The sequence below is a fragment of the Plectonema radiosum NIES-515 genome (assembly GCF_025753815.1).
Lineage (GTDB): Bacteria > Cyanobacteriota > Cyanobacteriia > Cyanobacteriales > Nostocaceae > Hassallia > Hassallia radiosum_A.
In genome coordinates, this window is the sequence record NZ_JAOWRF010000064.1 from 1 (window position 1) to 12873 (window position 12873).

Annotated in this window: 4 protein-coding genes; 1 reads left to right on the top strand and 3 read right to left on the bottom strand. The window is 42.7% G+C overall.

Annotated elements, in window-relative coordinates; genetic code table 11:
• Positions 1–482, top strand: a 482-nt coding sequence (locus tag OGM63_RS03805) for an RNA-guided endonuclease InsQ/TnpB family protein (RefSeq protein WP_263744177.1), incomplete at its 5' end; no start/stop codon positions are given.
• Between the two features lie 477 nt (positions 483–959).
• Here OGM63_RS03805 and OGM63_RS03810 read toward each other — a convergent pair.
• From OGM63_RS03810 to OGM63_RS03820, 3 genes are all read right to left on the bottom strand, one after another.
• The gene (locus OGM63_RS03810) at positions 960–3764 is read right to left on the bottom strand and encodes a CHAT domain-containing protein (protein ID WP_263744178.1); all 2805 of its coding nucleotides are present in this window, start codon (positions 3762–3764) and stop codon (positions 960–962) included.
• A 136-nt stretch (positions 3765–3900) separates the two neighbouring features.
• Positions 3901–7200: a two-partner secretion domain-containing protein gene (locus tag OGM63_RS03815; protein ID WP_263744179.1), complete on the bottom strand. Its 3300-nt coding sequence runs from the start codon at positions 7198–7200 to the stop codon at positions 3901–3903.
• A 339-nt stretch (positions 7201–7539) separates the two neighbouring features.
• Positions 7540–12510 carry a two-partner secretion domain-containing protein gene (locus tag OGM63_RS03820; protein ID WP_263744180.1) on the bottom strand — a complete coding sequence of 1657 codons (4971 nt, stop codon included), beginning with the start codon at positions 12508–12510 and terminating at the stop codon, positions 7540–7542.
• Between the last annotated feature and the right edge of the window lie 363 nt (positions 12511–12873).

Below are 12873 nucleotides of genomic sequence, written 5' to 3' on the forward strand. Positions count from 1 at the left end.
AGCTTCTTCAAAAACGGGTATCTCGCTGTAAAAAAGGTAGTAACCGTCGTAAAAAAGCTGTTAATAAAGTAGCTAGACAACATAAAAAAGTAGCTGATAAACGGCGTGATTTTCACTTTAAGACTGCTAACAACTTATTGAAAAAATATGATGTTGTAGTAGTTGAAGATTTAAATGTCAAGGGTCTTTCACGTTCCATGTTGGCAAAGTCTGTAACGGACGCTGGATGGTCAAGCTTTCTGTCAATACTTTCAAACAAAGCCGAAAATGCTGGTTTGTTGGTTGTTGCAGTGAATCCATCAGGCACTAGTCAAGATTGCTCTAGTTGTGGCGTTAAAGTACCAAAAAAACTGCACGCTCGGCAACATGATTGTCCAAGCTGTGGATGTAGTTTGGATCGAGATCATAACGCAGCCATAAATATAAGAAAAAGGGCGGAGGGTCATCCCGTCTTTAAAGCTCAACGCCTCCGCGCACAGTAGCCGGATTGGTTGAGAAGCCCCCACTGTAACGGTACTCCGTTCAGTGGTGGGAGATGTCACCAATGATTGTAAGTAGCCATCATGAACTGCGTACACTAATCAAATATACAGCAAATTTCACTCCTGGTTGAGGTACAGCCGTAAAACCCGCTCACCCGCTCCAAGACTACCAAGTGCTACGTCTCTACGTTTATTTAATCACAACGCAATCTGCTGTATGTATAGGTTGTAACTATGACCCAAGCCCATTCGCGTCTCTACCCTTGTATTTTGGGCTTAACACCAAGCGTATTGTATTATGTCCGTTTAATTAACAGTAACAAAAACCTACCTACCGTCCTAAAGACGTTCCAGTCGTCAAGACGTTCCAGTCGTCAAGACGTTCCAGTCGTCAAGACGTTCCAGTGGAACGTCTCTACAGTATGTGTGATAAACCTGTCGTGATATAACACCAGGAATTTGCCACATTCGGTGCAACTATTGCCAATTTCCCACCAGAACAAAAGGCGCCCAGTAATGGGGATGATTATATTTCGTATCTTTCAAATCTTTTAGCAGACTCAATTGTGAATATTGCAGTACTTGTGCTCTATTTATTTTCTTTTCTTTAGCTTGCTCTAACTGGTGATACAATTCACCCATGATTTTGGCAGTACTTTTATCTTCTACTGACCAAAGTGTTGCTAGGGTACTCCTAGCACCAGCACGCACTGCTACCCCAGCCAACCCTAAAGCAGCGCGTTCGTCTCCACTAGCTGTCTCGCAGGCTGAGAGAACCAATAATTCAATTGGTCTACCCTGATTTAGTGTGCTGTTTCTTAATAAGTTACCAAAGTCGATAACATTAATCCGGCTATCCCAAGCAAGAATAAAAGTGTCTTCAGCTTTAGAACTAAACTGACCATGAGTAGCTAGATGGACTATAGGAAAACCAGCACCCCCAATCTCTTTTTTGAATTCTTTGGTAGTGAATTGAGCGTTGAGGATCGGCTGAGATGGAATTCCAGAGTTTTTAATTTGTTTGAGTTCCTCTTCGACGTATATTAATGGCTTAAATTGTCCTGTAAATTCTTTACCAACTTCGCTTAATCCCGCTGTTAATGCTCTTAACTTAATCTCCGCTAACGGTTTTGGTTCGATTAGTTGCAAACCAGAACTTATAGCAATGGGATACTTTTCGATGAGATAATTCTTGCCATCATAAAGGATAGACATCGGGATATTCCGTAACTTCCCATTTAGGACAAAAACTAAGTTACTAACTTTACTGGTTGCTAATTCATTTTCTAGTGGTTGAATCAGCCAGTCATATAACTGTTTGTATTCGGGTAAAAAGCCCTCTATTATACTGTCAGGAGTTTTCAAAGAACCCTGTACATCTTGTACAGTTTGCTCAAAATCTTGTTGAGAAATCTGTTTTGTATGAACGCTTAAAGGTTGATTAGGTAGGCTGAGAATAACTTCTAAGCGATCGCCCAAAATAATTGGATAAATAACCGCTGCTTTTTTGTCTACTCGATCAATCTGTTTTGTATTTGCTTCTACGCAAGCTTCTCGAAAAAAGTTGTTGAGTTCAGCTACTTGCAAAGATTCAATTACATCACGAGCTTGAATTAGCAAACTTTGCCTTTTTTCGTTTTTTACTTCTTTATTTAAGCTAGCAACATATTGTAAGTCTAAATCAACTAACTCTCGGTAAATTGGTTCGACGCGATCGCGAAACGAAAACTGTAGTTCTGCATTGTTGCCGACTAAATCACCGCGTAATGACCCAAGAGCATCATAAGCTTTGGTGTAAGCGGCGATCGCATCTTCTATATCTCCTTGACTTTTACGTATTCTTCCCAACTGCCAGAAAAACTGGTAAGCTATGTCTGGTGCTTCAAAATTGGAAACTATACTCAAAGACTGTTGAGTAAATTTTTCGGCTTGTGTCTGTGGTGTTGCTTCAGTCAGTTCATACAGTCCACCACGATTTCCCAATGCATAAGCTTCAGCTCGTTTGTCTCCCAAACTTCTAGCTTGTTCTGTAGCTCTAGCTAAGATTTTATCAATGTCGTTAAATGTTGGGAGTTGCGGATTAGCACCCACCAGCGTCAATTTTTTTGTTTGAGCGGAGTTAATAAAGCTTTGAGCAAAATTAATTTGCTGGTATACTCCGGTACGACTGGGGGATAAGGTAGTCAATTGAGAATTAAGCGATCGCCATAATTCTTCTGTTGCTGACACTTGCCCAAGTTTCAGCAATAAACTGAGTTGATTGAGTTGTGCTTGCTGTCTTATCATTGGCGATGGAGACAACTTTATCACCTCACCATAAGCAGAAGCAGCTTTTTCTTCGTAATTTTCTCTTCGGCTGCGAAATGGTTCTCTTTCAGCGATCTCTCGTGCAGTGTTACCTATACTTAAATAAGTAGCAGCTATGTCTTGAGGAGAATTCAATTTTTCAGCTAAATTTAAACTTGTTGCTAAAATAATTTCTGACTGCTCTGGTTGACTGACTAATCGTAGCAGTTCCCCAAGGCTTCTTAATCCCACTGCTACAGTTAGAGAAGGAGATTCGTTTTCAACTTTTTTCAGCTTTTGAGTTAATTTGTCTTTACTTAATTGTCCTAATTCTTGACAACTTTTCACTCCCTCAATTTGTTTATTCAATACCTCTAATAAAGTTTTGCAAGCGCGGGGATAAAGACCCAAATCTTGCATTGCTTGAGTTTGATTTATCTTGCTTTGAGCAACTTTCAAAGGTTGATTGATTTTGCCATAAATATTAGCAGCTTCTTGCCAAGTATTGAGAGCATTTGCCGATTGTCCTATTTCCCTTTGCAAAGAACCGAAAACGTCTAAAGTTTGAGCTTGGATTTGGAGCTTTTCTTTATTTTCTGGCTGGGTTTTGAGAATTTGTAAACTTTGGGCGATCGCAGATGATGCTTGTTCCCATTGTCCTAATTGTTGATAAGTCAAAGAAAGATTACTCAAAGCCATAGCTTGATTTAATCTATCACCTTGAGCCAGAAAAACATTAGCTGTTAATTTCCATGCCGCTGCCGCTTCGATGAATTTTCCCTCACGATATAATTGAATAGCTTTGCTCGCTTGCTGTTGGGCATTCTGCGGACTTTCGACAACAAAATTTGATGCAGGAAGTTTAGCGATGGCAGGTGAGATTGCAGCTGAGAGAATAAATAATAAAGCTACGAGAAAGAGCGATCGCTTTTTAGAGGATTTTAAAGTCTTACGTAAGACTTTAAAACCCTTGGAACCTAACCTCCCTTTCCCCACTTCCCTGCGAGAGGGGTTTGACGAGTTTCCAAATATCCTCTTATATATTTTTTGGATAAAACCCTTCAATTTTCCACTCAATCCAGACTGTTTTTTATACACGTTTTATTCCTCCTGTCAAGTTATATAGAAAAAATTAACGCGCTGGACAAGCAGCCGTGCTAAAAGGACGTTGAGAGCCAGTATTTGTAGGATCGTATGCGGTGAGAACTACCTGACCTTTATCGTTAAATATCCATCCTTGGGCAGGTACGCGTTTAGCAGTAACAGTAGTTGCAGGTTTTATAGTTGCACTACGAGAATTGCCGGAACTGGCAACAGGTTGTAGCAAATCAACGCGAACATTATCACTGTTGAGAGTTTCATTAGGAGTTGTTGGTAAACCACCCCGTCCGGTGACAACAAATTCATTGCCGAAACCTTGTCTACAAGGACTTTGAGCAATTTTCTGTGTCGGATTGCTCACAGTCTCTGGTAGTTCAACTAACCCGCGACTGGGGTCAACATCTGGGGAAGTAACTTGTACGTTATCACTAAAGTTGGAATTTTGCTCTGAAAAGGCAGTGATGTCACTTGTGGGTAGATTTCTCGGATTTAAACCTGGAACACCCAGTCTCTCAAGGTCTGCGCGAGTACGAGGAATTATACCAAAGCGAATAGCATTAGTTGTGACTCCTCCACCATTACCACTCACAGAATTAGCGATGATGTCATTATTTCGGGGAAAAGCAACAATAAAAGGAGTATTAATTGTGATGTCACCGCCGTTACCACCTTGTTGACCGCCTGCGCTAGTAGAGATCAGGCTTTCATTACGCAATCGGAGAAAGTTTTGTAGGCTCAGTGTAATATTACCACCATTACCTGAGTTTGTTGAGGCGCTGATAATTCCGCGATCGAGGCTCAAAGTATTTCCCGTAATGGATAGATTACCGCCCCGTCCTGTACCCCTGCTATTGACAAATATTCCGCTTTCTTGTTGATTGACAGGTTCGTTGGTATATAGGGGAACAAACCCTCGAGCGACTTCATTAAATGGGACATTCAAAGTGGGGTCAGCAACCGAAATCGTAATGCGATCGCTACTCACATCAATATTACCTGCATTGTCGCCCCTTTGAGCAGCAGCCACAATTTTGCCACCATCTCTCAATTCTATGTTTTGAGAGTTTACTGTGATGTTGCCGGCATTCGCCACATTTCGGCTTCCAAAGGTGCTGGCAACCAATTGACTGCCATTTTTTAGGGAAAGTGAATCAGTTTTGATATTAATATCACCTGCATTGCCTTCCCCCCCACGTCTAATATTGGTGCCCAAAAGTCCACCATTGTCGATAGAGAAGGAGGGAGCTGAGATATTAATGTTGCCACCATTACCTCTTGAGGTGGAACCCACTTCACTGAATACCTCACTGTTGTCTACGGAAATCTTATCGGTAGCCGTAATATTCACATCACCCGCTTGTGCAAATCCTCCATCTAGTCCCCTTCCATTTATGATACTGGCAGCTACAATTGCCTGGTCTTTGATCACAACTGAGCGTGCCGTAATGTTAATACTATTGCCGTTGCCTAGTCCTAATCCTCCTTCTTCTGTTCGTGCTACATCAGAGGCAACGGTGGCGTCTCCATTCCCATCAAATCCAGCCAAGGTAACGGTATCTCTGGCTTTAATCGTCACACTACCCGCATTTCCTTCTCCACTAGCATTTCTTGCTAACACTTGAGCACCATTAGTCACAGAAAGTGACCCAACATCAATAGCGATATCGCCAGCATTCCCCCGTCCAGAGGTAATGGAATTGATTTGAGAACCATTAGTTGCAGAAAGTGACCCAACATTAATCGCGATATCTCCAGCATTCCCCCGTCCAGAGGTGCTGGTTATGAGTACAGCGCGATCGTTTAAAGAAAACGACTCCCCGGAAATTTGCACGTCACTGCCATTGCCTAATCCACCAGGGTCTACATTGGCGAAGATTCCAGTATTTAGACCTGTAAAAGAGACAGATTCCCTGGCTCGTATCGAGACAGTACCAGGATTTCCTTGAGCATTAGCAAAGAAGCCAGCTTGTAATTGAGATGTATCGGTCAAGGAAACTACTCTAGCATCAAGTAGAATATTTCCAACATTACCGTTTGCTGGCACTCCTTGAGAGCTTCCAATATTACTGAAAATCAAGCTAGTCTTAGCAAGGGAGATGGTATCTTTTGCCTGGACGGTGACATTACCAGCATTACCCTGTCCAGGATTGCTGGTTTGCAGTCGAGCATTATCTAAAAAAACCGAGTCTGCCTTGATATTGATGTCACCAGATTGACCTTGACCAAAATTTGAAGCATCCAGTTCGGCTTGATTAGTTAAAACAAATGAACCAGTTGTAATGCCGATATTACCACTATTAGCAATAGTTCCTGAATTTACATTGTTTTCAATTCGGCTTTGATCTATTCTGGTTTCTCCCGTTGCATTCAGCGTCATATTTCCGGCTGAATTATTAACCGTTCCTAAACTATCGGCAATGCCAGCACTTAGTAAGCTTTCTCCAGAGATTCCGATATTTCGAGCATTGATATCAATACTTCCACCACCCAATTGGTTAGCAATGACATTGATTCCTGCTCGATTGGTCAAAGATACATCACCTCGCTGTACCCCATCCGGAAAACTCAAGGTTTGATTAGCATTAATTCCAACTGTTCCTGGTGCTGTCAAACCTCCTAACTGTACTCGACCTCCAGTAGCCTGCAAAACACCACCATCTAAATTTACATTCCCACCTACTAAAGTTAGGTTCTCTCCTACTGGTACTTCTAAAGTGGGGTTATTAAATCTACCGGCTGCACCACCTAAACCATTAGTTTGACCAAGACCCTCCACGCGAATTTCTCCGGGGTTATCTCGAAATCCCAAGCCAATGGGAATATTTACAGTTAATAAAGGAGGTGCGATCGCATTGGTGGCACTAAATTCAAACCCGTTGTCAAATATCAGACTGTTTGCCGAACTTCCCAAAAAGGAACCACCATTATCTAAACTGGCATTGGGTCCAAAGAAAATTCCGTTAGGATTTATCAAGAAGAGATTGGCGTTACCTAATACACCTAATGTCCCCAAAATATTAGAGCGATTTACCCCAGTAACGCGAGTAAGAATGTTTGCAACCCCGTCTGGATTGGAAAAATAGGCTGCTCTTCCGGCATTGACGTTAAATTCGCCAAAACTGTGGAAAAGGTTTCCCCCACGCCTCGCACCTCCATTAATCTGATCGATTTGATTGATGGGAATGCCGTTAATCGGTTGATTTGGCTGTGCAACGGTGGAAGTTTCTGCACCCAAACTGTTATCTGGAGTGATTTGCGCTTTCGCACTGGTTATCAAACCAAAGGTGCAAAAAAAGGTTAACAGAAAGAGCGTTTTCCAACTCTGTTCCATATAATATTACCTTTTTAGGTCTTGTAACAGATTATCTTTTTATTGTCAATAAAAATGTCAAAAAATATTAACGGGCAGGGCAAGCAGCAGCGGTGCCTCTTTAGACATCTCCAGAAACTAATTATGCGTTGCCCGAACCCCAACAGACGTAGCTAGCTTACGTCTCTACGTATGACTCTGGAGATGTCTAATGTAAAGACGTTCCGGCGGAACGTCTCTACGACGGTTAGGATGTTTTTTATTAATGTTAATTAAACGGACATGATATGAGTCGTATAGTAAGCGCAAAGAGCGCTTATTTTAGGTACGCGCATTGCCTACTACAAATTTAAAAAAATGTTAACGTGCAGGGCAAGCAGCAGCAGTGCTAAAAGGACGTTGAGAGCCAGTATTGCTAGGATCGTATGCGGTGAGAACTACCTGACCTTTATCGTTGAATATCCATCCTTGGGCAGGTAAGCGTGTCGCAGTCACAGTAGTTGCAGACTTTCTAGTTGCACTACGAGAATTGCCCGAAATGGCAACAGGTTGTAGCAAATCAACGCGAACATTATCACTGTTGAGAGTTTGATTAGGAGTTGTTGGTAATCCCCCGCGTCCGGTGACGAAGAATTCATTACCGATGCCTTGTTGACAGGGATTTTGAGCAATTTTCTGTGTCGGGTCGGTGACAGTTTCTGGTAGTTCAACTAACCCGCGACTGGGGTCAACATCTGGGGAAGTTACTAGCACGTTATCACCAAAAAAGGAATTTTGCTCTGAAAAAGCAGTGATATCACTTGTGGGTAGGTTTCTCGGATTTAAACCTGGAACACCCAGTCTCTCAAGGTCTGCGCGAGTACGAGGGACTATGCCAAACAAAGTAGCATTAGTTCTGACTCGTCCACCATCACCACCAACAGCGTTAGCAATAATGTCATTATTTCGGGGAAAAGCGACAATGAAAGGCGTATTGATTGTGATGTTACCGCCGTTTCCACCTTGTTGACCGCGTGCGTTGGCAGAAATCAGGCTTTCATTTTGCAACCGCAAAAAGTTGCGTAATCTCAAATTGATGTTACCACCGTCAGATGATTGAGTTGAGGCGTTGATAATTCCGCGATCGAGAGTTAAGCTATTTCCCGTAATGGAAATTTCACCACCTCGTCCCTGTCCCTGACTATCTACCGTTACCTCACCACCATCAGCGATCGCAATTCTTGGGAGACTATTCTCATTAGGTTGAATGGTGATACTTCCCCCATTACCTGTAGAGCCAGGAGCAGTGTTAGCAAATATACCGCTTGCGGCTCCCTGATTGTCAAAAGTTCCTTCAATTCGTTGATTATAGTTAGGGTCGCTACCAGAAATCGTAATGCGATCGCCGATATTTAGGTTGATGTTTCCAGCACTTCCACTGTTGAAAGTAGTGGTGATTACTTGTCCACCACCATTAGCTGTAAAGGTATTGGCGTTGATGGTGATGTTTCCAGCGTCACCAGAATTAGAAGTCAATGCATCGACCACCGCCCCATCTGCTATGCGAAAGTTACCAGTGGTAAGATTAATATTTCCCGCTGCTTGAGGACTGGTTGCGGTTGTTCCTCTTTCAGCACTGGCAAACAATCCACTAGAGAATCCTGTTGTATCAACACCAAAAATATTGACAAAATCTGTGGCATTAATCTCAATATTTCCCGCTCTTCCTTTTCCACCACTTAAACCATTTCCTTCAGCTATAAGAGCTGTTTGTATCTGACTTCCCCCTGTGAGGGTGAGCGATCGCGCACGAATATCGATATCACCGCCAATTCCTTCACCTCCTTGTTCCACAACACTTCTGATTAGGCTGGAGTTAACAAGTGCGATCGCATCACCAACTTTTAGTGATATATTGCCTGCATTTCCTATTCCGGAGGTGCTGGAATTTATTAGAGAACCATCTTTGAGAGTTACAGAATCAGAGACATTTAACTGAATATCACCAGCAGTGAATAATCTACCAGCTTCTGCCTGTCCAGAAAGAGTTGTTTGAACTCGTCCATTTGTTGCTTCAAAGGTCTTGGCATTTATGGTAATATCGCCTCCGTTATTACCATTATCATTTCTAGCAGTTACAACTCCAAAGTTTGTTAAACGAAAAGCACCAGTAGTAATATCTATACTTCCCCCAGGTCCAGTTGAGCCTGTTTCTGCGGGAGTAAATATTCCACTCTGGAGTCCCGAAACAGGATTGAAACCAGAAATATCGACAAAATCCGAAGCATTAATCTTGATACTTCCTCCCGTGCCGTTACCACCAGGAAGACCACTGTCTTCACGAAAAAGACCAGCTTGGATTTGTGAAGCATTTGTGAGGGTAAGCGATCGCCCCCGAATATCGATATCACCACCTATGCCTGAACCTCCTGCCTGTACATTGGTGATGATAAAACTAGAGTCACTTAATGCGATCGCATCACCAACTTGTAGTGATATATTCCCTGCATTCCCTATTCCGGAGATGCTGGAATTTATTTGCGCGCTATTAGTTAAAAAGAGGTTTCTCGCGTTGATGAGAATGTTGCCTGCATTACCGGTGGCTCCTGACTCTACATCATTAAAAATGGCGCTAGGATTTCCTTGATTTCCTAGTTGGTTGCGACGACCATCAATCCTAACAGTACCATCCGGAACATCAATCGTTACATTGCCGCCATTTCCCTGCCCAAGAACACGAGATTGAAGTTGTGCACCATTGAGTAAAGAAAATGAGCCAGCTTTGATAGTGATGTTACCTGCCTGACCATTTTGCGCTCCAGTTTCCACATTGCTAAACAAGGCATTATCCACAAATTCTACTAAGCCAGTAGCCTGTACAGAAATATCGCCAGCCCGACTGGAGCCAGAGGTGTTAGAACTGATTTCTCCTAAGTTCATGACCACTCTGCCAGCAGCAATATTGATCGAGCCGGCATCTTGGTTTGGTGCGGTGTTGTTTGCAGTACTTAATCGAGTGTTAGCACCTTCAATCCTCACCAACGCGGGTAAAAAGGAGTTTGCATCGCCAATAAAAATCTGTCCAAAATAGCCGTTACTCGAAATTGCACTATCTTTGATGAAGATTTCGTCGCGGGCATTCAGCGTAATATCTCCAGCAAAATCAGTGTTGCTATTAGTAGTATTTAGCGTCGAATTATCAATATTAATGCGACTGGGCAAGACAGATAAGGCATTTGTTGTGTCTAATTGACCAATAAAAATGCTTCCCAAATTACCTTCACTCGAAACTGTGCTGTTGTTTGTGATGGAAATTTGATTGCGAGCATTGAGAGTAATATTTCCGGCAAATCCAGTAGGATCAGCGTTAGTGGTACTCAGTGTTGAGTTATCAATGTTAATAATGTTTGGTATTAAAGATAACGCATCTGTTCTACCTAATTGACTACCAATAAAAATGCGTCCTAAATTGCCATCACTAGAAATTGTACTGTTGTTTGTAATGGAAACTTGGTCACGAGCATTCAGCGTGATATTTCCTGCAAATCCAGCACTTGCATTTGTCGTTCTTAATACAGCGCGATCGTCTAAAAAGATAGAAGCAGCGTTGATGGTAATGTTGCCCGCATCACCGTTGGCTCCTAACTCCACTAAGTTGTAAACACCACTACCGAAGCCATTAGTACCAAGCCCAGCAAAAGATACGCGATCGCTGGCATTAATCGTTACGTTGCTTGCATTTCCATTACCAGAAGTGCTGGCACTTAAAACCGCACCATTTGTCAAAGAAAGAGTTTTTGTCGTGATGTCAATACTACCTGCATTACCTATGGCGTTATCTGTCACAGCGCTAAAAATTCCAGAAGAAAATCCATTGCTTCCGACCCCATCAAAGGAGATGTCGCTAGCTTGAATTTTGACGATGCCTGCATTTCCCTCGTTAAAGGTGCTGGAACCAATTTGAGCGCCATTAAACAGAGAAAGTCTTCCTGTAGTGATGTCAATACCACCAGCGTTGCCTACAGCATCCCCTTGCACATTGCTGAAGATTCCAGAAGAAAATCCATCACTTCCTACTCCATCCGCAGAAAGTGTGTTTTGGACTTTAATAATGGCGCTGCCTGCATTACCTTGTCCAAAGGTGCTAACCCCCACAACAGAACCAGCCTTTAAAGAAAGCGATCCAGCTTGGATATTAACCTGACCACCATTGCCTTTGCCTGTGCTTTCAAGGTTGCTGAAAATGCCACTGACGTTTTCTAAAGATACAGCACCACCCGCAGAAATAGTCACGTTGCCTGCATTTCCATTACCAGAAGTACTGGAATTTATTTGAGCGTTGCTGAGACTCAGGTTGTTAGTGTTGAATTTGATGTTACCCGCGTTACCTGTTGCTTCACTGCCTACGGTATTGGCTATAACACTAGCAAAGTTAGCTGTTCCCGTAATTGTCACTTGATCAGTGGCATTAATGACAATATCGCCTGCTTGAGCTTCTGACATGCCAAAACCAGGAAATATGCCGGCATCAAGACGACTTCCCCCGGAAACTTCTACATTGCGTCCATTAACGGCAATACTACCTCCACCGATAAAGCTTACATCTACTGAAGCACCATTGCCAAACGATATATCCCCACGAATCACCCCATCGGGAAAGCTCAAACTGCGATCGTTATTAATTCCCACCGTTCCCGGTGCTTTTAATCCTCCTATCTCAACATTTACTCCCAATGCTGTCAGATTTCCACCATCGAAATTAACGTCACCACCTATCAGTGCGAAGGTTTGTCCTGGTGGCACTTGAGGGCTAAGAGCCGCTTGATTAGTAATATTTCCCGGATTATCTCGAAATCGCAAGCCAACGGGAATATTCACAGTTAACAAAGGTGGTGCTTGGGGGTTGGTGGCACTAAATTCAAACCCGTTGTCAAACAATAAACTATCAGCGGTGGTGGCAAAAAATGAACCACCAATATCTAAACGAGCATTTGGTCCAAAGAAAATACCAGCCGGATTGAGTAAAAATAAGTTTGCGCTACCTTGGCTTTGAATCAAACCATTAATTTGAGATAAAGAACCTCCGGTCACACGGTTGATAATATTTTGCACATCCAAAGGATTTTGGAAAACAGCCGAACCACCATTGGGGACAGAAAATTCTCTGAAGCTGTGAAATAAATTTCCTCCAACTCGATTGCCATTATTGATGGTGAAATTTAAGCTATCCGGGCTGGTAACAGTGGTAGATAATGTTCCATCAGGAGAAACTTGTTGCGCTCTGACGCTGGTCATCAAACCCAGAGTGCAACAAGTAGTCAAGAGAAAAAGCCTTTTCCAATTCGGTTTCATAATTTTTTTTTGGTAATAAATTTTAAATGTGTTGTTGATTTGAAGTAACGTACCTAGGGAAGGGGTTTTGGGTTAGGTCTGACCCCTCATTTGACCGAAAAACCCTCGTAAAGACGTTCCACCGGAACGTCTCTACAATCGTGTGGAATGACGAAAAATCCTTGCTCCCCGGACCTCGTAGGGAAGGTGTTTTGGGTTAGGTCTGACCCCTCATTTGACCGAAAAACCCTGGTAAAGACGTTCCACCGGAACGTCTCTACAATCGTGTGGAATGACGAAAAATCCTTGCTCCCCGGACCTCGTAGGGAAGGTGTTTTGGGTTAGGTCTGACCCCTCATTTGACCGAAAAACCCTCGTAAAGAC